This window comes from Dyella silvatica, assembly GCF_026283955.1.
Taxonomy (GTDB): Bacteria; Pseudomonadota; Gammaproteobacteria; order Xanthomonadales; family Rhodanobacteraceae; genus Dyella_C; species Dyella_C silvatica.
Window position 1 is genome coordinate 22,622 of sequence record NZ_JAPDPE010000031.1, and the last position, 20,078, is coordinate 42,699.

At 62.7% G+C, this 20,078-nt stretch carries 22 protein-coding genes and 1 pseudogene; 16 read left to right on the forward strand and 7 right to left on the reverse strand.

Annotation, left to right across the window (positions count from 1 at the left end; all coding sequences use genetic code 11):
• Positions 1–5: 5 nt before the first annotated feature.
• Entirely contained in the window at positions 6–1,727 is a 1,722-nt protein-coding gene (locus OUZ52_RS08380) for a cytochrome c biogenesis protein DipZ (RefSeq protein ID WP_266157934.1), read from the reverse strand.
• A 462-nt stretch (positions 1,728–2,189) separates the two neighbouring features.
• Between OUZ52_RS08380 and OUZ52_RS08385 the strand changes: the two genes are divergently transcribed.
• The 8 genes from OUZ52_RS08385 (at position 2,190) to OUZ52_RS08420 (ending at position 7,528) form a co-directional block, all read left to right on the forward strand.
• The gene (locus OUZ52_RS08385; RefSeq protein WP_266157954.1) at positions 2,190–2,714 is read left to right on the forward strand and encodes an RNA polymerase sigma factor; all 525 of its coding nucleotides are present in this window, start codon (positions 2,190–2,192) and stop codon (positions 2,712–2,714) included.
• A 4-nt stretch (positions 2,715–2,718) separates the two neighbouring features.
• Entirely contained in the window at positions 2,719–3,372 is a 654-nt protein-coding gene (locus OUZ52_RS08390; protein WP_266157935.1) for an NrsF family protein, read from the forward strand.
• A 354-nt stretch (positions 3,373–3,726) separates the two neighbouring features.
• The gene (locus tag OUZ52_RS08395; RefSeq protein ID WP_266157936.1) at positions 3,727–4,044 is read left to right on the forward strand and encodes a hypothetical protein; all 318 of its coding nucleotides are present in this window, start codon (positions 3,727–3,729) and stop codon (positions 4,042–4,044) included.
• Positions 4,045–4,148: 104 nt separating this feature from the next.
• Entirely contained in the window at positions 4,149–5,222 is a 1,074-nt protein-coding gene (locus tag OUZ52_RS08400; RefSeq protein WP_266157937.1) for an NAD(P)H-dependent flavin oxidoreductase, read from the forward strand.
• A 212-nt stretch (positions 5,223–5,434) separates the two neighbouring features.
• A complete protein-coding gene (rsfS, locus tag OUZ52_RS08405) occupies positions 5,435–5,821 on the forward strand; it encodes a ribosome silencing factor (RefSeq protein ID WP_425493820.1) in 387 nt (128 codons plus the stop codon).
• Between the two features lie 43 nt (positions 5,822–5,864).
• Positions 5,865–6,335 carry a 23S rRNA (pseudouridine(1915)-N(3))-methyltransferase RlmH gene (gene rlmH / locus OUZ52_RS08410; RefSeq protein ID WP_266157938.1) on the forward strand — a complete coding sequence of 157 codons (471 nt, stop codon included), beginning with the start codon at positions 5,865–5,867 and terminating at the stop codon, positions 6,333–6,335.
• A gap of 115 nt (positions 6,336–6,450) precedes the next feature.
• Positions 6,451–6,906, forward strand: a complete 456-nt coding sequence (locus OUZ52_RS08415) for a GNAT family N-acetyltransferase (RefSeq protein WP_266157939.1) — start codon at positions 6,451–6,453, stop codon at positions 6,904–6,906.
• 46 nt (positions 6,907–6,952) lie between these two features.
• Positions 6,953–7,528 (forward strand): Maf family protein, encoded by a 576-nt coding sequence (locus OUZ52_RS08420; protein WP_266157940.1) that lies wholly within the window; start codon positions 6,953–6,955, stop codon positions 7,526–7,528.
• Positions 7,529–7,545: 17 nt separating this feature from the next.
• Here the strand turns inward: OUZ52_RS08420 and OUZ52_RS08425 are convergent, their stop codons facing one another.
• A complete protein-coding gene (locus tag OUZ52_RS08425; RefSeq protein WP_266157941.1) occupies positions 7,546–8,367 on the reverse strand; it encodes a CPBP family intramembrane glutamic endopeptidase in 822 nt (273 codons plus the stop codon).
• Between the two features lie 211 nt (positions 8,368–8,578).
• Between OUZ52_RS08425 and OUZ52_RS08430 the strand changes: the two genes are divergently transcribed.
• Together OUZ52_RS08430 and OUZ52_RS08435 are read left to right on the forward strand one after the other, a co-directional pair.
• On the forward strand, positions 8,579–10,132 hold the full coding sequence (locus OUZ52_RS08430) for a TerC family protein (protein ID WP_266157942.1): 1,554 nt from the start codon (positions 8,579–8,581) through the stop codon (positions 10,130–10,132).
• Positions 10,133–10,179: 47 nt separating this feature from the next.
• Positions 10,180–10,950: a class I SAM-dependent methyltransferase gene (locus tag OUZ52_RS08435; protein ID WP_266157943.1), complete on the forward strand. Its 771-nt coding sequence runs from the start codon at positions 10,180–10,182 to the stop codon at positions 10,948–10,950.
• A gap of 71 nt (positions 10,951–11,021) precedes the next feature.
• On the opposite strand, the gene OUZ52_RS08440 is transcribed toward OUZ52_RS08435, so the two are convergent.
• Entirely contained in the window at positions 11,022–11,417 is a 396-nt protein-coding gene (locus OUZ52_RS08440; RefSeq protein WP_266157944.1) for an MAPEG family protein, read from the reverse strand.
• Positions 11,418–11,538: 121 nt separating this feature from the next.
• Here OUZ52_RS08440 and ypfJ point away from each other — a divergent pair, with 121 nt between their 5' ends.
• A complete protein-coding gene (gene ypfJ / locus OUZ52_RS08445) occupies positions 11,539–12,408 on the forward strand; it encodes a KPN_02809 family neutral zinc metallopeptidase (RefSeq protein WP_266157945.1) in 870 nt (289 codons plus the stop codon).
• A 73-nt stretch (positions 12,409–12,481) separates the two neighbouring features.
• Here the strand turns inward: ypfJ and OUZ52_RS08450 are convergent, their stop codons facing one another.
• Both OUZ52_RS08450 and OUZ52_RS08455 read right to left on the reverse strand, forming a co-directional pair.
• On the reverse strand, positions 12,482–13,276 hold the full coding sequence (locus OUZ52_RS08450; RefSeq protein WP_266157946.1) for a dioxygenase family protein: 795 nt from the start codon (positions 13,274–13,276) through the stop codon (positions 12,482–12,484).
• Positions 13,277–13,425: 149 nt separating this feature from the next.
• Positions 13,426–15,330, reverse strand: coding sequence for a DEAD/DEAH box helicase (locus OUZ52_RS08455; RefSeq protein ID WP_266157947.1), 1,905 nt, complete (start codon positions 15,328–15,330; stop codon positions 13,426–13,428).
• A gap of 118 nt (positions 15,331–15,448) precedes the next feature.
• Between OUZ52_RS08455 and OUZ52_RS08460 the strand changes: the two genes are divergently transcribed.
• From OUZ52_RS08460 to OUZ52_RS08480, 5 genes and pseudogenes are all read left to right on the forward strand, one after another.
• Positions 15,449–16,198, forward strand: a complete 750-nt coding sequence (locus tag OUZ52_RS08460; RefSeq protein WP_266157948.1) for an SDR family NAD(P)-dependent oxidoreductase — start codon at positions 15,449–15,451, stop codon at positions 16,196–16,198.
• Positions 16,199–16,202: 4 nt separating this feature from the next.
• Positions 16,203–16,253: pseudogene (locus OUZ52_RS08465) on the forward strand (hypothetical protein); the annotation flags it as partial.
• 41 nt (positions 16,254–16,294) lie between these two features.
• A complete protein-coding gene (locus tag OUZ52_RS08470; RefSeq protein WP_266157956.1) occupies positions 16,295–16,525 on the forward strand; it encodes a YnfA family protein in 231 nt (76 codons plus the stop codon).
• Positions 16,526–16,534: 9 nt separating this feature from the next.
• The gene (gene fghA, locus OUZ52_RS08475) at positions 16,535–17,392 is read left to right on the forward strand and encodes an S-formylglutathione hydrolase (protein ID WP_323135327.1); all 858 of its coding nucleotides are present in this window, start codon (positions 16,535–16,537) and stop codon (positions 17,390–17,392) included.
• Entirely contained in the window at positions 17,389–17,940 is a 552-nt protein-coding gene (locus OUZ52_RS08480) for a GNAT family N-acetyltransferase (protein ID WP_266157949.1), read from the forward strand. Before fghA ends, OUZ52_RS08480 begins: the two co-directional genes overlap by 4 nt.
• Positions 17,941–17,983: 43 nt before the next feature.
• Here the strand turns inward: OUZ52_RS08480 and OUZ52_RS08485 are convergent, their stop codons facing one another.
• Together OUZ52_RS08485 and OUZ52_RS08490 are read right to left on the reverse strand one after the other, a co-directional pair.
• Positions 17,984–19,318: a DEAD/DEAH box helicase gene (locus tag OUZ52_RS08485; protein ID WP_266157950.1), complete on the reverse strand. Its 1,335-nt coding sequence runs from the start codon at positions 19,316–19,318 to the stop codon at positions 17,984–17,986.
• A gap of 117 nt (positions 19,319–19,435) precedes the next feature.
• Positions 19,436–20,078: class I SAM-dependent methyltransferase (locus tag OUZ52_RS08490; RefSeq protein ID WP_266157951.1), on the reverse strand; the 643-nt coding region annotated here is incomplete at its 5' end.

The following is a 20,078-nucleotide window of genomic DNA, read 5'->3' on the forward strand; positions in this document are numbered from 1 at the left end:
TGGACTCAGCCGAAGGTAAAGGCGTAGGCCTGTACGCCGGGGTCGAGGAATTCGATGTCGAACAAGCGCTCGCCATTGCCGTTGGCCTGGCGGATCAATTGATACAGGCGTTGTTCGGTGACGCTGCCGTTGCCATCGGCATCGGTATCCATGCCGTGATCAGCGCCCGGTGCTTTGCCGTCGATGCGGACCCGAAAGCGCACTGCTTTGCCGTCGTTGCCCGGGCCGAGTACCAGGTGCAGGTCGCGGCCGCGAAAACGATAGACGATGTGACCGCCGGCTTGCTCCAGTTGCGCGCTTTCGTGGTGAACGGTCCAGCGGCCAGCCAGGCTCCATTGGTTGGAGCTCAACGCGGCTGGCGCGTGGTAGTCCCATGCATCGTCGTTGGCCAGCTTGCCGCCAGCGAAATTCGCGGCGCGCTGGTAACCGACGTAGGTTTCCGGTGAGCGGTCGGGATCACCCGAGCCCGCCGCCTCGGCACCCTTGGCACCCGGTTGCACGTAACCGCCCGGCAGGTTGGTCTGGCCGGCTTCGGTCAGCAATTGGCGGATCACATCCTCGCTTTGCGCGTACTCGCCTTCGCCGAAATGGTGATGGCGGATCTGCCCTTTGTTGTCGATGAAATAATGCGCCGGCCAATATTCGTTGTTAAAGCCTTTCCAGATGGCGTAGTCGTTATCGAGCGCGACGGGGTAGTTCACGCCGAGATTGCCGATGGCCTTGGCGACGTTGTCGGGTGTTTTCTCGAAAGCGAATTCCGGCGCATGCACACCAATCACCACCAGGCCGTGATCTTTGTATTTGTCGGCCCAGGCGCGCACATAAGGCAGCGCACGGATGCAATTGATGCAGGAGTAAGTCCAGAAATCGACCAGCACCACCTTGCCGCGCAGCGATTGCGTGCTGAGCGGTGCGCTGTTGAACCACTGCGTGGCACCGGCCAGCGACGGCATCTCGCCTTCGACCGGCAGCGGCTCGCCGGCCTTCAGTTCAGGTTGCGGCGCCGGTGCGGGGCGTACCGCATTGACCAGCTGTTGTTCGATGCCGCCGGTACTGGCCAGCGACAGCCGCGTCAGCAAACCGGTATCCAGCCCCAGCGCAATCGCGGCCACGCCCGCCAGAACCAGCACGCCCAATGCACGGCGTACCCATTCGCCGGTGCCGAGCGAGCGCTTCATCAAGGCAAACACCTTGCCGCCGATGAGCAGGGCCAGGCCCAGCGAGGTCGCTGCGCCGGCGGCATAGGTGAGTAACAGCAAGGTGGTCTGTACACTGGCGCCATTGAGTGCGGCGCCGGTCAGCAGCAGGCCAAGAATCGGGCCGGCACAAGGTGCCCAGAGCAAGCCGGTGGCGACGCCGAGGGCGGCGGCAGAAAACACCGAGTCGTTGTCGGCACCGCTGCGTTGGGTGAGCTTATTGCCTAGTGCCACAAAGGGGCGGCTGACCCATTCGGCAAAATGCGCTGAAAGCAGGGTCAGGCCCAGCACTGCCAGCACCGCCATGGCAATGACGCGGCCATATTGATTGGCATGAATCGCCCAGCTACCACCCACTGCCGCCAGTGTGGCGACCAGCGCAAAGGTCAAGGCCATACCCAGCAGCATCGGCAGGCCGTTGCGCATGAAGGGACGGTCCGAGCGCGCGAACACGAACGGCAGCACCGGCAAGATGCAAGGGCTGAGGATAGTCAGCACGCCGCCCAGATAGGCAAGGATCAATACGAGCATAAGAAGTAGCGTCCATCGGAGAGGTTCATTGGGGTATTCGCCAAGGGTGGGGCTGGGGTTACGTGGGTTGAGAGCGGGGAACGGGGGATGGGGAACAGGGAACGCGAGAGTTGAGGGGGCGTTTAAGCTCTACGTTCTTTTTTCATCTTTTTGCTTTTCTTTGATTCTGCTCTTGCTTTATGGCCTCTGCTTTTTAGGCTTTTCCCCGTTCCCCGTTCCCCGTTCCCCGTTCCCCGTTCCCCGTTCCCCGTTCCCCGTTCCCCGACCGAAGTAACCCTTTCCCCGCCCGCAGCGAACCCCTCATTAAGCACTCGATGCGAGGTAATGATGAGGTTCGGCTTGACGGCTACCGGCACGATAGGTCTAGATGGCGGTTTCCCCGCATGGGGCGAGCGTCGGTCAAGCGTGTCTAGCGAACCTGTCAGCGCCAAAGAGCAATCCGAGCAACGCCGTATGGCGTGGATGGCGGCTGCGCAAGCGGGTGATCGGCGGGCATATGAGCGGCTTCTGGCCGATTCGGTGGCGTTGATCCGCAGCGTGGCGCGGCGGCAAGGTGTGGCGGTGGATCTGCTCGATGACGTAGTGCAGGAAACGCTGCTTACGGTGCACCGGGTACGTCATACCTATGACCCGACGCGTTCTTACGATGCCTGGCTGGCGGCGATTGCCAGCCGTCGGGCGATCGACGCATTGCGTAGCCATGGCCGCCGCGATCGCCGTGAAGCCTCTGATTCGGAGGCGCTGGAAAGTTACCCAGACAGTGGTGATGCCTCGACCGAAACCGAGCGTACGCAGCAGGCCAAGTATTTGCGCGAGGCGATTGCCGAGCTGCCGCCGGGGCAGCGCGAAGCCGTCGAGCAACTGGGTTTGAAGGAGCAGTCGTTGGCCGAGGCGGCCGAGCACACCGGTCGTAATACCGGTGCGTTGAAAGTGAATTTGCATCGCGCGCTGAAGGCGTTGCGTAACCGTTTGTATAGAGAGCCTTAGAGGAATGTCCGAGCTGAGTCGCCACGACAGTCTGATCAACACGCTCGGCGCGGAGCTGGTGCCGGTGCGGCGCTTGCTGCCGCCGTGGCGGCGCACGCTGGGCTGGCTGCTCGCGGTGTTCGCGATCGCCGTGGTGTTGTTGATGCTTAATGGCGTCGTCGGTATGCAGCGACGCTGGGCCGGCACGCCCGATCTGGCCTGGGCCGGCGTGGGCGCCATCATCACCATGATCAGTGCCGCCTGGGCAGCGTTTGCCTTGGGTGTGCCCGGACGCTCTGCGGCGTGGGCGTGGCTGCCCTTGCCTGGCCTGCTGTTATGGCTGGGTGCCAGTGGCATGGGCTGTCTGCGAAAACTGATTGCGCCGGCAACGCACGCTGCCAGCATGCATGAGGCGGGTGATTGCCTGTTCTTTATCATCGGCTTTTCGCTACCGCTGTCGGCCTTGCTGATCTTGCTGCTGCGCCGGGCTTATCCGGTGCGCCCGGTATTGACGGCGGTGCTGATTGGCCTGGCCAGCGCGGCGGCTTCGGCCAGCTTGCTTGAAATCTGTCATTCGTTTGACTCCACCGCCACCGATCTGTTGATGCATGCCATCGCAGTGAGCCTGGTGATCGGTGTCAACGCCGCCATGGGCGGACGGCTGCTGCAACGGCAGTGACCCGGCGTAAATGAGCCGCCGCCCTGCTCGGGGCGGCCTATCGCAAGATCGTATTGATCCTGAACGGGCGACGCGCAAGCGGTTGTCAATGCGGCTGCGAGGTATAACCTTGCGCCTCTGACAACGCCGGAACGGCTATTCAAGGATTTACGCGGCTGGGGAGCAGTCGTGGCACAGCAGCGGGTACGCACGGGTTCAATCCGCTAACGCAGGGCTCGACGCCAGACCCGCAAGGCTGAGGCCATCCAGGACGGGTAGTCTCGGCAGATGCTTGAAGGTGCAGTTCATTCGCACGGTTTACCTAAAACTGATCACATAAGACTGATTACTTCACAGCTTCAGGAGAACGTACCCATGAAAGTTTCTCGCTACGCTTTGTTGGCCTTTTCGTCTGCCCTGGTTGCCGGTCTCGCCATGAGCCCGGTCATGGCCCAATCCACCGCCCCCGCGACACAGACGGCTGGCCAGGCGGCACAAACCGCCAAGGACGCAAGTAGTGACGCGATGAAAGCGAATGACTCGATGAAGGCGAGTGATTCGATGAAGGCCGACAGCAGCGCCCCGGCGGCGACGTCCAACGCCGACGCCGACACCCACAAGATGCACAAGAAGGGCGGCAAGCATCATATGTCCACCAAACCCGCAGCGGCCTCGACGGCAGCTGGCGGCTAAATCGTCTTGTCCCCATCGTGTCCCTTGCCCGTATGGGCGAGGGACACCCCCGCTCAGCGCGGCCCGATCAGTGGTGTGACCCTGGTTTGCTGCGGAGTTACATCATGTCTGCTTGGTTTGCCGATCGCCTGGGTATCGCCCACCCTTTGATCCAGGCCCCGATGGCTGGTTCCACCACCCCGGCCCTGGTTGCAGCGGTATCGCACGCCGGCGGCCTGGGATCGCTGGGTGCGGGTTATCTTTCGCCGCAGGCGATCCTGGAGCAATGTGCGCAGATCAGCGCGCAAACCGATCGCCCGTATGCCGTGAACCTGTTTGTACTGCCAGACGAATTCGAGGTAGATCCGAAGGCGCTAACGCGAGTGCGGGCCCAGCTCGATGCGTTGATGGAGCGTGAAGGGCTGGCAGTACGCACGGCGATACCTGAGCGCTGGGCGCCGCGGTTTTCCGATCAGCTGGCGGCCTTGTATGAGGCACGGCCGGCGGTGGCCAGCTTCGCCTTTGGCCTGATTACGCCGGCTCAGCTGCGCGAATTGAAGCGGCGAGACATGACGGTGATCGGCACGGCTACCACAGTGGCCGAGGCACGGGCCTGGGCTGAGCTGGGCGCCGATGCGATAAGCATGCAGGGCGCCGAGGCCGGCGGTCATCGCGGCACCTTCTTGCATGACGCCGAAGCGGCGATGATCGGTCTGTTTGCCTTATTGCCATTGACCGTGCGCGCCGTAGATATTCCGGTGATTGCCGCCGGCGGCATCATGGATGGCCGTGGCATGTTGGCTGCCGAGGCGCTGGGGGCGGCGGCCAGCCAGCTCGGTACCGCCTTTCTGGCCTGTCCGGAAAGTTCGGCTGCCGCCGCCTGGAAGCTGGACCTGACCAAGGCGCAAGAGCATGACGTGACGACGATTCGCAGCTTTTCCGGCCGTGCCGCGCGCGGCCTGCGTAACCGTTTTGTCGAGGCTATGCCCGCGGCTGCGGCTGAGCTGCCGCCTTATCCCATTCTTAATGCATTGACCTCGCCATTGCGCCGCGCGGCGGCCGAGGCCGGCCGAGCCGACCTGCTTTCGGAGTGGTGTGGACAGGCGGCGGGAATGGTGCGGGCGCTGCCCGCCGCCGAGCTGGTGGCGCGGCTTATGCGCGAATACACCGAGGCCAGGCGGGGCTTGGCGGCGGTTTAGGAGCCTAAGTCCTGCAAGCAAACAGCTCCTGCCGCGTGCCGGGGGGAGCCGCTGAGCTGGCTTCTAGGGCCTCGGTCACACCGCTGACATCGGGGAGGCGCATAAGCACGCTTAAGGGCTTGCAGACAGCTATTTGACGTAGTCGGGAAGCCAGGGCGTTATACTCCGCCAGCGCCATCTTGCGCATCTTTTCCGCCTTGAGGCCGATACTCTTGAGTCCTACCGCAAAACGCAATAAATCGATCCCTGCCGTTCCGCTTCGTCAACTCGTGCTTGACGCGCTGGACGAACTGAAAGCCAAGGATGTCCGCGAACTCGATGTTCGTGGCAAAACCTCCATCGCCGACCTGCTGGTTATCGCCTCCGGCACTTCTGCCCGCCATGTCAAATCCATTGCCGACGAAGTGGTGAAGTTCGCCAAGAAGGCGGGCGCCATGCCGCTGGGTGTGGAGGGTGAAGTCGAGGGTGAGTGGGTGCTGGTGGATCTTGGCGACATCATTGTCCACGTCATGCTGCCGCGCATCCGCGAGTTTTATGGCCTGGAACGGCTGTGGACCGTGGGTGACCACGAAACCGACGAATTCATAGGCGAAGCTTGAGCTTCACCTCGCCTCAGGCCCCCGGTAGCCATTACGTTTTCTTATGCGTGCTCGCCTGATCGCTGTCGGTGAACGCATGCCTGCCTGGGTGGCAGAAGGGTTTGCCGAGTACCGCAAGCGGCTTTCGCATGAGCTGCCGCTAGAACTCACCGAACTCAAACCGGGCATACGCGGCAAGGGCCGCGATGATGCGCGGGCGATGCTGGACGAAGGGGCGGCGATACTCGCCGCGCTGCCGCGCGATATCCATGTAATCGCGCTCGATGGCCGTGGCAAGACCTGGTCCAGTGAAGCGTTGGCCGAGCAATTGGCGAAGTGGCGGATGGCCGGGCGCGACCTGGCCTTCTTGATTGGCGGCCCTGACGGGCATGCTCCCGAGGTGCTGGCTCGTGCCGATCAACGCTGGTCGCTCGGTCCACTGACCTTGCCGCATATGCTGGTGCGGTTGGTGCTGGCCGAACAGCTTTACCGCGCGACCACGCTGCTGGCGGGGCATCCGTATCACCGCGCCTGAGGGCGTGTGCTCGCCCGGGTCGGGAAAATGGAATGGCTCAAAGGCATGGCTTCGTCGGGCATGACGATGCTAGCTTTTGTCCCTCCCCATTCTCGACTCACGGCGGCGTTTCTCCATGCCCTTTCAGTTAAGACAAGCCACGATTCACGACCTCGATCGCGTCGCCCCGTTGTTCGACGGGTATCGACAGTTTTATGGGCAGCCTGCGGACCTTCCGCGTGCGCGTGCTTATCTCGCTGAGCGTTTTGCACATCACGAATCGGTGATTCTGCTGGCAGCGGATGAACAGGGACGAGGGCTGGGGTTTACCCAGTTATACCCCTCGTTTTCATCGGTGCGCACGGTGCGCACGTATTTGCTCAACGATTTGTTTGTCGCCCCTGAAGCGCGCCGGCAGGGCGTTGCCGAAGCGTTGTTGCACGCGGCCGTCGAGCACGGCCGCGCGATGGGGGTGGCGAGTCTTTCCTTGTCGACTGCGCATGACAATCTGCCCGCGCAGAAGCTTTACGAATCGCTGGGTTGGAAGCGCGACGAGCACTATCGCGAGTACAGCTTCAGCCTTGTGGGCTAGCCGCAACGGTTAAACTCGCGGTCTCTCTCCCGCATAGCGAATCGTCATGCTTTATCTCGCCTCGCAATCGCCACGCCGTCGCCAGTTGCTGGAACTGCTTGGAGTCGACAACACGGTGGTCGATGTGGACGTGCCCGAACAACGCCTGCCGGGAGAGGCGCCGCAGGACTACGTCAGCCGCGTGGCGCTCGACAAGGCACGTGCCGGGTTTGCCGCGCTTTCCCGTGCCGATGCGGTGGTGATCGGCGCGGATACCGAAGTGGTGCTGGATGACGAAGTCTTCGGCAAGCCCGTCGACGCGGCCGATGCGGCGGCGATGTTGCGCCGTTTATCGGGCCGTACGCACGAGGTCATTTCCGTGGTGTGGGCGGTGAGCGCGGCGGGTGAACAGCGAGAGGTATGTGTGTCGCGGGTGCGTTTTCCCGCCTTGGATGAGGCCACGATCGCCCGCTATGTGGATACCGGCGAGGTCTTTGGCAAGGCCGGTGCGTATGCGATCCAGGGGCGCGGCGCGGCCTTGGTCGAGCATCTGGAAGGCAGTCATTCCGGCGTGATGGGGTTGCCGTTGTTTGAAACGGCGCGCTTGCTCGCGGCGATAGGGGCGCATCCTGCGCGGCAGTGACGCCCGGCGGCTGCCACTTAGCCCGACGACGGCCCGATCACAAACCAGGCGACCACCGCCATCATGTTATTGACGCCATGGGCCACGACAGCTGGCCAGATCGAGCCGGAACTGAGCCGCAGCCAGGCCAGGGCCACGGCGAGCAAGAACAGGTTGGGCAGCGCGTACCAAAGAAAACTCAGGTCGGGCAGGTGAACGGTTGCGAACAGCAGTGAGCAGACGGCGGCCGCCCAGCCTGGATGCAGGCGTTTCATCAAGGCCGATAGCAAGGCGCCACGAAACAGTAGTTCCTCCACCAACGGTCCTATGCTGATCACCATCAAGGCGAGTGGAATACGCAGGCCCATGGAGGTATCGGCGCCCAGCTGCTTGATGTCCTGAGTGATGACATGGTCACCAGCGAGCAGCTGCGTCAGCAAGCCGCCAATGACCGGCATGGTCAGGCCGATAAACAGGGCGGCCACATAAAAAGATGGATTGCCGGGGCGGGTAAAACCAAGCCCGGGCGGTGTCGGTTGCGACCATCGTGCGGGCCACAGGCGCCGGGTCAGATAAATGATGCAGCCCGCTGCGATGAGCAGGGTAATGATCACCACGATGGCATTGAGGTCCGAGCGAACCGGCAGCGTTTGCCCGGTCGAGGTTGCCAGCGCGCCCGGCGGACGGCCAGCGATGCTATTGACGACCCAGCCGACCGCCGCGCCGATGGTCAGTTGCAGCAAGAAATACAGCCCGATCAAGCCGAATGCCGTCCATAGGCTCGGGCCCGGTAGCTGCGGCGATGCGTTGGGCAGAGGCCACGATGCGGGCGGCGTTATATCGGCGCGTGGCACATCCATTAGCAAGCGGATTCCTGGTCGGTGCAACGGGTGAATCGTTAAGGGCATGAGCAAGCTCAAGGCCTTGGCAGGCACACGCTAGCGGTAGCTTATGCGTGCACGCAATCCCGTCCTTTGGCAGGGTGGGCCCATGGCATGGATTCGGACGCCTGATACTGCCTGTATAGTGGCTGCTCTTTAAAGGAGGACCCTGGCGCTCTGGCGCTGACCCATGTTTGCTTTTGACTGGCTTGCCGACCCCACTGCCTGGGCCGGTCTTCTCACCTTGGTGGTGCTGGAGATCGTGCTTGGTATCGACAATCTCGTCTTTATCGCGATTCTCGCCGATAAGCTGCCGGCATCGCTGCGCGATCGGGCACGTTTGATGGGTTTATCGCTGGCGCTGTTCATGCACCTGGCGCTGCTTGGGGCGATGTCCTGGCTGGTGCGCCTGACGACACCGATCATCAGCTGGATGGGGCTGTCGCTGTCTTGGCGCGACATCATCTTGCTGCTTGGCGGTACCTTCTTGCTGTTCAAGGCCACGCTTGAACTGCATGAGCGGCTAGAAGCCGATGACGAGCACGAGGGCCGCAATCGCGCACGGGCGAAGTTCTGGCTGGTGGTCGCGCAGATCGTGGTGCTGGACGCGGTGTTCTCGCTGGATTCGGTGATTACCGCGGTCGGCATGGTCGAGCACTTGTCGGTGATGATGGTGGCGGTGGTGATCGCCATGGTGTTGATGATCAGCTCGAGCAAACCGCTGACCGCATTCGTCAATGCACGGCCGACCGTGGTGATTCTGTGTCTGTCGTTCTTGTTGATGATTGGTTTCAGCTTGATCGCCGAGGGCTTCGGCTTTCATATTCCGAAGGGTTATTTGTACGCCGCGATCGGTTTCTCGATCATGATCGAGGCCTTCAATCAGGCGATGCGGCGCAATCGCCAGCGCAGCCTGTTCAGCGGTACGCGCAATCTGCGCGATCGCACGGCGGTGGCGGTGCTGCGCCTGCTGGGCGCGGGTGGCGATGACGAACTGGACACACCCAAAACAGCGATAACGGTGCCGGCCAGTCGCCCTGCGGTATTCGGCAAAGAAGAGTTATCGATGGTGCAGGGCGTGCTCGATCTGGCTCATCGGCCGGTGCGCTCGATCATGACGCCACGACCGGAAATCAGCTGGATCGATCCGCGCGAACAAGCCGGTGTGCTGCGCGCTGAGCTGGTAGCAACCGAACATCATTGGTTGCCGGTCGCCGGCGACGATCTGGATCAGTGGGTGGGTATCGCCTCGTCGCGCGATTTGTTGGCGAACTTGCTGGAGCATGGGCATATCGACATCGATAGTGTCGTGCGCAAGCCGATGACCGTGCTGGAATCGCTCAGCGTGCTGCGCTTGATCGAAGAATTTCGCCGGGTGCCGTTGCAAGTGGCGTTGGTGGTCGACGAGTACGGCAGCGTGCTTGGCATGGTCACCCCGGCCGACGTGCTGGAGGTGATCGCCGGCGATTTCAATGAAGAGGAAGACGGCGATCCGGTCGCGGTACAAGCGGCGGATGGCAGCTGGTTGCTGGATGCCAGTCTCGACTTGCGCCGGGTGGAATATCTGCTCGGTCACAAACTGCGCGGCGACGGTAGTTTCTCCACCCTTGCCGGCTATGCGTTGATGCAGTTGGGACGCCTGCCAGGTGTCGGTGATGGCTTTGTCAGCGACGGCTTGCAGTTTGAAGTGCTGGCGATGGATGGGGCACGCATCGAGCGGCTGAAAGTACGGCCAGTGAGCTGACCCAGGCTTGAGTTGGATCAAGCCCCAGAGATGAAGTGAGGCGTTCGATGACAACCATCGACTTTGGCAAGACGGCGGACGACTACGCAAAACATCGCGCCGGATTCCCGGCAGCCTTTTTTGAGCGGCTGTTTGCTTATCGACTGGCGCGCAGCGGTGACATCGGATTGGATGTGGGCACCGGCACCGGCACCATCGCGCGCGGTCTGGCGCGGCGTGGCTGCGTCATGACGGGGCTGGACCCTGCCGCGCCCTTGCTGGCACAGGCTGCGGTGCTCGATCAAACCGCCGGGGTGCAGGTGCGCCAGGTGCACTCGCGCATCGAAGACGCGGAATTTCCGCCGGTATCGTTCGACCTGATAACCGCGGGGCAATGCTGGAACTGGTTCGATCAGCCACGCGCGGCCGCGCTGGCGCATCGCTGGCTGCAGCCGGGCGGGCGGCTGGTCATCGCGCAGTTCGACTGGTTGCCACTGGCTGGAAACATGGTCGAAGACACCGAGCGCCTGATTCGGGCCTATAACCCGGATTGGCAGCTGGGTGGCGGCACAGGTCTTTATCCGGCCTGGCTGAGGGGTGTGCGTGAGGCCGGTTTCGGCGATCTGCGTACATTTTCATTCGATCTGGATATTTCCTATATCCACGAAGACTGGCGCGGGCGCATTCGCGCCAGTGCAGGGGTGGGGGCGGCCCTGGATGCTGCCAGTGTGGCGTGTTTCGATGCCGAGCTAGCGGCCTTGCTGGCGGATCGGCATCCGGAGGAGCCGATGGAGGTACCGCACCGGATCTGGGTATTGAGCGCGGTGGCCTCGGGCTAGATCGCGCAGGCAGGGTGAGTTCGCTGGCACAGACGGCCTCAGTCACGCCTGAGGCCGTCCCTTTGGGTGGATTAGCCCGCCAGCATCGCCCGGGTCAAGCCGATGCCGCTCATCACGACTAGCGCCGCCCAGCCCAGCATGGCGATCATGAAGCCCGGGCCACGTTTGCCTGCATCCTTGAGATAGGCCAGCGCATACCACACGCGGCCGACAATCCAGAGCAGGCCGGCAATGCCTGCCCAGAGCGGGTCTTCATAGTTGGAGGCCAGCCACAGCACGGGCAGAAACATCATCGTGCCCTCTAGCGTATTCATCTGCACGCGCAAGGCCCGTTCGAAACCGGGATGCCCGCTGACCGCCGGCGCCTTGACTTCATAGCGCTCGCGCGCACGGCCTACCGCCCACATGGTGGCGAACTGCAGCAGAACGGTAAGCAAGGTGACTAGGGCGGGTAAATTCTGGGACATGGCAGGCTCTCGTTAAAAGACTGCCTACTGTAGCTGCGGCCGCCGTCTGGCGGGATCTTGTGCAAGGGGTTATCGTCGCCGCGCGGCACCGGCGGCGGTGCATCGATAAGACGGAGCGCGTATGGACTGGCAGAAAGGCGAACGCAGTCAGAACGTCGAAGTCGACAGCGGCGGTGATGGCGATGGCGGCGGTCCGCGTTTTGGCGGTGGTCGCGGGTTGGGCATCGGCGGCATTGTGATCTTGGCGATCCTGGGCATGGTGTTCTTCAAAGATCCCACGGCCTTGTTGAGTCAAACAGGCGGTGGCGGCCAGGTCAGTGCGCCGACCGGTCAGCCCGCCCAGGTCGATCCACAGCAGAAAGATTTTGTCAGTGCGATCCTCGGCTCTACCGAGAAAACCTGGGGCGATATTTTCGCTGCCAACAGGCGTACCTATACCGAGCCCAAACTCGAGCTTTTCAGCGGCGGCGTAAATACCGCCTGCGGCGGTGCGTCTTCAGCGACAGGGCCGTTTTATTGCCCAGGCGATCAAAAAGTGTATTTGGATCTGGCTTTTTTCAGTGAGCTGGAAAACCGCTTTCATGCCTCGGGCGATTTCGCCCGCGCGTACGTCATCGCTCATGAGGTCGGCCATCATGTGCAGAAGTTGCTAGGTGTTTTCGACCAGGTCGATCAAATGCGTCGTCAAGGTAGTCGCATGGAGGGGGCCGATGGCTTATCGGTGCGCCAGGAACTGCAAGCAGATTGTTTTGCGGGGGTGTGGGGCAATCGCAGTCAGCAGCGTCTGCAATGGTTGAAGCCGGGGGATATCGAGTCGGCACTCAATGCAGCGACCGTGATCGGCGACGATGCTTTGCAAAAGCAGGCGCAGGGCCGCGTTGTGCCGGATTCTTTCACTCATGGGACTTCGGCTCAGCGAGTGAAATGGTTCCGCGTTGGTTTCGACAGTGGCGACGTTGCACGTTGCAATACGTTTGCAGGCACGCCATAAATTTCTGCGTAGAAACCATTGAGCAGCAACCGAGGGCCCGCTGTTTCAGCGGGCCTTTGTCGTTCTGGCGTCGTTATGCCGCTTGCGGTGCAAAGCGATAGATATCCATCGCCATAAAGCCCTGGTCGATACCCGCATCGATACGTTGCGCGGAGGCGGATATTCCACCGGCACCCAAGGCGACAAACAGCGGTAAGAAGTGCTCGTCGGTGGGGTGGGCGCGTTCGGCAAAGGGGGCCTGGCGGCGATAGTCGAGCAAGGCTTCGATATCGCCAGCGGCAAGCTTTTGTTCGACCCAGCCGATAAAAGGCCGTACGTAGGGTGCTTCACGCGTTTCGCTATAACCGCCGCGCAGGTCATACAGGTTGTGCGTGATGCTGCCTGAGCCGATCACCAGCACGCCTTCTTCGCGCAGCGAGGCGAGTGCCTGCCCCACAGCCAGGTGATGGGCTGGGTCGCGTTCGGGTTGAATCGACAGCGGTATCACCGGGATATCGGCTTGCGGATAAAGCAGGTGCAAAGGCACCCAGGCGCCATGATCCAGCCCGTGTCTGGCGTCGATGCTGGACGCCAGGCCGGCGGCATCGAGTCGTTGTTGCACGCGCGCCGCCAGCTCGGGTGCGCCGGGGGCGGGGTAGCGAATCTGGTAGAGCGGCGCGGGAAATCCGTGGAAGTCGTGGATGGTTTCCGGTGTCGGTGCGGCGCCGACCTGGGGCTGGCGTGTCAGCCAGTGCGCGGTGGCGATCACGATCGCCTTGGGGCGTGGCAGCACGCGGGCCAATTCGCTCAGGCGCTCGCCGGTCAGGCCTGGTTGCAGCGCGGTCATCGGCGAGCCGTGGGAGATAAACAAGCTGGGCAGGGCAGTCATGGCAGTGCTCGGAGGTGCGAGTCAAGCATGATGGGGGCCGCTAGCGGACTTTTTGAGGGGGCTGAGGGAAACGGTGCGTTCCAACGAAAACGCCCTCCGCTGCAGGCAGTGGAGGGCGTTTCGGACTCGCTTACGCGGTCACTTATCGCTTAGGGTTTACGGCGCGGTGGCTTGCCGCCGCTAAAGCCCTGGCCCTGGGGCCGCGGTTTGCCCTTAAAGCCACCGCCGCCCGGCCGGAAGCCGCCGGGTTTGCGCGGCGGTGCTGCGTCGCCGGCACCGCTGTCATTGCCATCCCATTCATGGATGCGCAGCTGTTGCTGGCTCACCCACACCTTTTGCAGGTGCTGGAACACCTCCTTGGGCATGCCGTCGGGCAAGTCGATCAAGCTGTATTCGCCACGGATGCTGAGGCGACCGATAAACGAGCTCTCCAGGCCGGCTTCATTGGCGATGGCGCCAATGATGTTGCCCGGCTTTACGCCGTGTTCGTGGCCGACTTCCACACGATAGGTGCGCTTGCCTTCTTCGGTGACGTGTTCGCGCACCGGGCGGGTGCCGAACTCGCGCGGGGCGCTGTCACGTTCGCGTGGGGCACGCTCGCGCGGCGGACGGCTATCGCCACCTTCGCGCTCGAACGAAGGGCGTCGTTCATTGCGATCACGCGGTGTGCGCTCGCGCGACTCTTGCTCGCGCGGGGCGTATTCGCGTTTCGGCGGCGGCGTCAGCAGCAACGGTTGATCGCCTTGCGCAATGCGGGCCAGCGCGGCGGCAATCTCGATCGCCGGGATGTTGTGCTCTTGCTCGAACTGTTCGATCAACTGCTGGAAAAAGCTCAGGTCGCCGACTGCCAGCGTATCGCTGATGCGCTGCTTGAATTTGGCGATACGCTGATCGTTGACGGCTTCCACCGTGGGCAGTTTCATCTCTTCGATGGGCTGGCGGGTGGCGCGTTCGATCGCGCGCAGCATGCCTTTCTCGCGCGGGGTGACGAACAGAATCGCTTCGCCGCTGCGACCGGCACGGCCGGTACGGCCGATGCGGTGCACATAGCTCTCGGTGTCGTACGGAATGTCGTAGTTCATCACGTGGCTGATGCGCTCCACGTCGAGACCGCGTGCGGCAACGTCGGTGGCGACAAGGATGTCGAGCTTGCCGTCTTTAAGCTGCTGGATCACGCGCTCGCGTTGCGGCTGGGCAATATCGCCATTGATGGCGGCCGCAGCCAGGCCCCGTGCTTGCAGTTTCTCGGCCAGCTCTTCGGTGGCCTGTTTGGTGCGCGCGAAGATAATCATCGCGTCGAACGGTTCGGCTTCGAGAATGCGGGTCATCGCGTCGAGCTTGTGCAGGCCACTGACAAACCAGTAGCGCTGGCGAATATTCGCCGCCGTCGTGGTGGACGACTTGATGGTGACTTCCACCGGATCTTTCAGATGCCGTTGCGCGATCTTGCGGATCACCGTTGGCATGGTTGCCGAGAACAGGGCGACCTGGCGCTGTGGCGGGGTGGCCTGCAGTACTTTCTCGACATCGTCGATAAAGCCCATGCGTAGCATTTCGTCGGCTTCGTCGAGCACCAGATAACGCAGTTCGGACAGATCGAGCGTGCCGCGATCCAGATGGTCGATGACTCGACCCGGCGTGCCGACCACGATGTGCACGCCGCGTTTCAGCGAATGCAACTGCGGGCCGTAGCTCTGGCCGCCGTAGATCGGCAGTACCTGGAAGCCCGGGATATGGGCGGCGTAGCGCTGGAAGGCCTCGGCCACCTGGATGGCCAGTTCGCGCGTTGGTGCCAGCACCAGCGCCTGCGGCTTGCCGGGTTTGACATTGATGCGCGACAAAATCGGCAGCGCAAACGCCGCGGTTTTACCGGTGCCGGTTTGGGCCTGGCCGAGCACATCGCGCCCTTCCAGCAGCGGTGGAATGGTGGCAGCCTGAATCGGCGAAGGCGATTCGTAGCCTACATCGGCCAGTACGCGCAGTACCTCCGGATGAAGGCCAAGCGTAGCGAAGCCGGCGGCAGCCGGAGCGGTGTCGGGAGACGGGGAGGACATGTGAACCTCATGTGGCATGCAGAACGGCATGCGGGAGAATGGCCGCTATTGTAGCAGCCTGGCTCGATTCAACCGATAACTTTATACGACTAACTAGCACATTTTTCGAGGAAAGATCATGCAGAAGCGTCTTACAGGCCGAATTGCCCTGGTTACCGGTGCCTCGTCGGGCATTGGCGAGGCCACCGCCCTGGCTCTGGCCGAGGCAGGCGCACGGGTGGCGATCGCCGCCCGGCGCCAGGATCGTCTGGAAGCCTTGGCGGCCAAACTGAAGGCGCTGGGCGCCGAACCGTTGATCCTGGCCGCCGACCTGTTGTCGGTTACCGAGGCCCAGCGTGTGGTGGCGGAGACCGAAGCCCATTACGGCCAACTGGATATCCTGGTCAACAACGCCGGCGTGATGTATCTGGAGCCGGTGATCGAGGCCGACCTGGGCCGTTGGCAGCAGATGCTGCAGCTGAACGTCATGAGCCTGATTGCCTCGACCCAGGCTGCATTGGCTGGCATGCGCGACCGCCGCGAGGGGCATGTCGTCAATATCTCTTCCACCGCCGGGCGGGTGGCCAATCCCAATGCTGCCGCCTACGCGGCGACCAAGTTCGGTGTGGTGGCGTTCTCTGAGGCGCTGCGGCGCGAGGTCTATCAGCACAATATCCGCGTCAGTGTGATTGAGCCGGGTGCGGTGGCGACAGAGCTGCGTGAGCATATAGGCCACGCCGGCGTGCAGCAGGCGACCAATGCCTGGGCTGAGGGTATGCGCCAGTTGCAGAGCAGCGATGTAGCCGAGACGATTTTGTTCTGCGTGACGCGGCCGTCGCACGTCAATATCAACGAAATCTTGATGCGGCCGACCGATCAAGAGCGTTGAGTCGATGAAGACCGCGTGTTTGTTTTTGCTGACGGCATTGGCTGAGATCGTGGGTTGCTATCTGCCGTACCTCTGGTTGCGCAAGGGCGCATCGGCGTGGCTGTTGTTGCCGGCGGCCTGCGCGCTGGCCTTGTTCGCCTGGTTGCTGAGTTTACATCCGACGGCGGCGGGGCGGGTTTATCCGCTTATGGCGGCATTTACGTGGCCGTGGCGCTGGGCTGGCTGTGGCTGGTCGATGGTGTGCGACCCAGTGGCTGGGATGTGCTCGGCGTAGCGGTGATCCTGCTCGGCGCCGCTATCATCATGTGTGCTCCGCGAGTGAGTTGAGGGACAAGGATGAGTGCTGCAAATCTTGTGATCGAAACGCTGTCTGAGCATCGTTGTCATGGTGGCGTTCAGGGGTTTTACCGGCATGCATCCGCTTACTGTGGTTCGATGCGCTTTGCCGTTTATCAGCCTCCGCAGGCTGCGCGCGGGCCGTGTCCGGTGCTGTATTTCCTGGCCGGGCTGACCTGCACGGAGGAGACCGCCACGGTCAAGGCGGGCGCGCAACGTCTTGCCGCTGAACTTGGCCTGGTGCTGGTGATGCCCGATACCAGTCCACGACAGACCGGCATCGATGGCGCGACGGGCGATTGGGAGTTTGGTGAGGGCGCGGGTTTCTATCTGGACGCCACGCAGGCGCCGTGGTCGGCGCGGTTCCAGATGCACAGCTACATCGCACTGGAGCTGCCGGCGTTGATCGCGGCCAACTTCCCGGTCGACATTGCGCGCAGCGGCATCTTTGGCCACTCGATGGGTGGGCATGGTGCGCTGACTATGGCGCTGAAGCATCCGCAGCGCTATCGCTCGGTGTCCGCATTCGCACCGATTGTTGCGCCAAGCCAGGTGCCGTGGGGGCGCAAGGCATTTCCGCGTTACCTGGGTGAGGACGAGCGCAGCTGGGCCGCTTATGACGCCTGCGAATTAGTGCGCCAGCAGACCCTCCCCGGAACGATTCTGATCGACCAGGGCGAGGCGGATCATTTTCTGGAAGCGCAACTCAAGCCCGAGCTTTTCGATCAGGCTTGCGCCGAGGCCGGGCAGGCGCTGCTACTGCGCCGGCACGCCGGTTATGACCATGGTTATTACTTCATCGCCAGTTTTATCGACGATCACCTTCGCCATCACGCGAAGGCCTTGGGTGCGGGGTGAGTGTGCCGCCGCGCTTACGCACCGCGCGGACGCTGATTCGTCTGGCTGAGGAGGCGGATGCAGCCAAATTGCTGCGTTACCGAGTGGAGAATGCCGAGCATCTGGCGGCGTGGGAGCCGTTGCGCGAATGCCACTTTTTCACCCTGGATCATTGCCTGCAAAGCATCGCGGAGGGGCGAGAAACGGCCCGGCTGGATCGCGGCTATCCGTTAGCCGTGTTCAGCCCGGACGAGGAGACGATGCTGGCGACGATGAACTTTGCGAATATCGTGCGTGGCGCTTTTCAGGCCTGCCATCTGGGTTATGGCATCGCTGCATCCGAGCAGGGGCAAGGGCTTATGCACGAGGTGTTGCTCAGCGGGCTGGGGTGGGCCTTTGGCGATCTCGGCCTGCATCGGGTGATGGCTAATTACCTGCCGCGCAATCAACGCAGCGAGCGATTGCTGCAGCGCTTGGGCTTTGAGCGCGAGGGCTATGCCAAGCGGTATCTGCAGATTGCCGGTGTGTGGGAGGACCATGTCCTCACCGCGAAAGTGGTCGCGGCCTGAGCGCATCTCCCCCAGGCAAAGCCCGGGGGAGGTGGTATAGAACTTACGCCTTGGCGGCTGGACGGCCGCCGCGCCGGCTGCGCTGACGGTTGGCCGCAGCGTGCTCACCGTTGGCGTTGGAGTTGGCATGGCCGTGCGGGCGATGTCCCGGTGCGGATTTGTTTTGACCGCCGGGGCGGCCTTGCGGACGCGCCTGACGCTGACCTTGCACCGGGCGCGGCGCACCCGGATCCAAACGCAGTGGCTGCGACGGTGCATAGCCCGGTACGTCGGTGATTTCGATCTCTTGCTTGAGCAGCTTGCGGATATCGCGCAGCAGGCCGGATTCGTCATGGCTGACCAGCGAGAGCGCCAAGCCTTCGCTACCGGCACGGCCAGTGCGGCCAATCCGGTGCACGTAGTCTTCGGCAACCATCGGCAGATCGAAGTTGATGACGATCGGCAGCTGGTCGATATCGATGCCGCGAGCGGCAATATCGGTGGCGACCAGGACGGTGATGCGGCCGGTTTTGAAGTCGCTGAGCGCGCGGGTGCGGGCGTTCTGGCTCTTGTTGCCGTGAATCGCCGCGGCGCGCAGGCCGGAAACTTCCAGGAAGCGCACCAGTTTGTCGGCGCCGTGCTTGGTGCGGCTGAACACCAGCGTCTGGCGACGGCTGTCTTGCGACAGCACGTGCAGCAACAGATCACGCTTGCGCGAAGCATCGACCGGATGCACATGGTGGCTGACCGTGGTCGCTACGGTATTGGCCGGGCTCACCGACACTTCGCGCGGCTCATGCATGAACTGCATCGCCAGTGCCTTGATCGGTGCGGCAAAGGTGGCCGAAAACAACAGGGTCTGACGCTGACGCGGCACGGCGCTGAGAATGCGCTTCAGGGCCGGCAGGAAGCCCATGTCGAGCATGCGGTCGGCTTCGTCCAGGATCAGTACTTCGATACCGGAGAGGTCGACCGAGCGCTGCTGCATATGGTCGATCAGGCGGCCGGGGGTGGCGATAACCACATCCACGCCACGGCGCAGGGCCTGCATCTGCGGACCCATGCCCACGCCACCGAAGATCGTGGTGGTGCTGACGTGCATGTGCTTGCCGTAGCTGCGCAGGTTGTCGTTGACCTGTGCGGCCAGTTCGCGGGTCGGTGTAAGCACCAGCGCGCGCGGACGGCGCGTCATGGTTTTGCCGCTGGTGGACAGGTGCTGCAGCAAGGGCAGCGAGAATGCCGCCGTTTTGCCGGTACCGGTCTGCGCGGCGGCAAGCAGGTCTTTGCCTTCCAGCACGAGCGGGATGGCGGCAGCCTGGATCGGGGTGGGTTGGGTGTAGCCTTGATCGGCAAGCGCACGCAACAACGCGGGCGCAAGGCCCAACGATTCAAAAGACATTAGAAGCTCCAGAGCAACTCGGAGCGTTCTATCGAACCGCGTTGCATTATTCAAAAAGGGGAGTGGCGGACGGTGCCGCGGCGCGGAGTATAGCGCACTGGTGCCGTTTACGCTGGATCAATATGAACGGAGGCCGGTTTGGGCGGTTTTTTGCGGTGCCGGCCGCTGCGCCACGATCAGATAACTGTTGTATGGCGTGCGTCCGCGTAGCGATTCGATCTGCACGGTGAGGCCGAGCGCCTCTAGCGGAGTGCGTATTTCAGCGGCCGCGGGGTAGTGCTGTGCACCGCCGGGAATCCAGCCCGAAGCGCGCAGAAAAAACTCCTCCACGCGGGTGGCATGAAAGCGCCAGCTGGGCTCGCGCAGCACATTGCGAATGATCAGCACGCCGTTGGGAGCCAGATGGGCCACGGCATTTTTTAGCAGGGGATCCTGGCGTGCCGCAGGCAGGTAATGCAGTACGTCGAGCAGGGCGACGTGGCCTTGAAGCGATGGCAGGTCGGCGACATCGGCACGACGCAATTGCATGATTCGCTCAAGTCCACCGTGTTCTGCGGCGGCTTGGCCGGCGGCGATCTTGCGCGGGTCATGATCCAGTCCGATGTATTGGGTCAGTGCGCCGGTCGCGTGCAGATACTGGCCGAGCAGGCCGATGCCACAGCCAATGTCCAGCAAGGGCAGTTTGCAGGTGTCGATCAGCGCTGCAGTTGCGGCGTAGGCAGGGTCATAGGCGAGTTTCCAGCGCGCATGAAGTCGTTGG

Bases quoted from the DNA above. Each gene is read 5' to 3' on its own strand.
- OUZ52_RS08380 (WP_266157934.1), bottom strand. From the start codon at position 1,727: ATGCTCGTATTGATCCTTGCCTATCTGGGCGGCGTGCTGACTATCCTC.
- OUZ52_RS08385 (WP_266157954.1), top strand. From the start codon at position 2,190: ATGGCGGCTGCGCAAGCGGGTGATCGGCGGGCATATGAGCGGCTTCTG.
- OUZ52_RS08390 (WP_266157935.1), top strand. From the start codon at position 2,719: ATGTCCGAGCTGAGTCGCCACGACAGTCTGATCAACACGCTCGGCGCG.
- OUZ52_RS08395 (WP_266157936.1), top strand. From the start codon at position 3,727: ATGAAAGTTTCTCGCTACGCTTTGTTGGCCTTTTCGTCTGCCCTGGTT.
- OUZ52_RS08400 (WP_266157937.1), top strand. From the start codon at position 4,149: ATGTCTGCTTGGTTTGCCGATCGCCTGGGTATCGCCCACCCTTTGATC.
- rlmH (WP_266157938.1), top strand. From the start codon at position 5,865: ATGCGTGCTCGCCTGATCGCTGTCGGTGAACGCATGCCTGCCTGGGTG.
- OUZ52_RS08415 (WP_266157939.1), top strand. From the start codon at position 6,451: ATGCCCTTTCAGTTAAGACAAGCCACGATTCACGACCTCGATCGCGTC.
- OUZ52_RS08420 (WP_266157940.1), top strand. From the start codon at position 6,953: ATGCTTTATCTCGCCTCGCAATCGCCACGCCGTCGCCAGTTGCTGGAA.
- OUZ52_RS08425 (WP_266157941.1), bottom strand. From the start codon at position 8,367: ATGGATGTGCCACGCGCCGATATAACGCCGCCCGCATCGTGGCCTCTG.
- OUZ52_RS08430 (WP_266157942.1), top strand. From the start codon at position 8,579: ATGTTTGCTTTTGACTGGCTTGCCGACCCCACTGCCTGGGCCGGTCTT.
- OUZ52_RS08435 (WP_266157943.1), top strand. From the start codon at position 10,180: ATGACAACCATCGACTTTGGCAAGACGGCGGACGACTACGCAAAACAT.
- OUZ52_RS08440 (WP_266157944.1), bottom strand. From the start codon at position 11,417: ATGTCCCAGAATTTACCCGCCCTAGTCACCTTGCTTACCGTTCTGCTG.
- ypfJ (WP_266157945.1), top strand. From the start codon at position 11,539: ATGGACTGGCAGAAAGGCGAACGCAGTCAGAACGTCGAAGTCGACAGC.
- OUZ52_RS08450 (WP_266157946.1), bottom strand. From the start codon at position 13,276: ATGACTGCCCTGCCCAGCTTGTTTATCTCCCACGGCTCGCCGATGACC.
- OUZ52_RS08455 (WP_266157947.1), bottom strand. From the start codon at position 15,330: ATGTCCTCCCCGTCTCCCGACACCGCTCCGGCTGCCGCCGGCTTCGCT.
- OUZ52_RS08460 (WP_266157948.1), top strand. From the start codon at position 15,449: ATGCAGAAGCGTCTTACAGGCCGAATTGCCCTGGTTACCGGTGCCTCG.
- fghA (WP_323135327.1), top strand. From the start codon at position 16,535: ATGAGTGCTGCAAATCTTGTGATCGAAACGCTGTCTGAGCATCGTTGT.
- OUZ52_RS08485 (WP_266157950.1), bottom strand. From the start codon at position 19,318: ATGTCTTTTGAATCGTTGGGCCTTGCGCCCGCGTTGTTGCGTGCGCTT.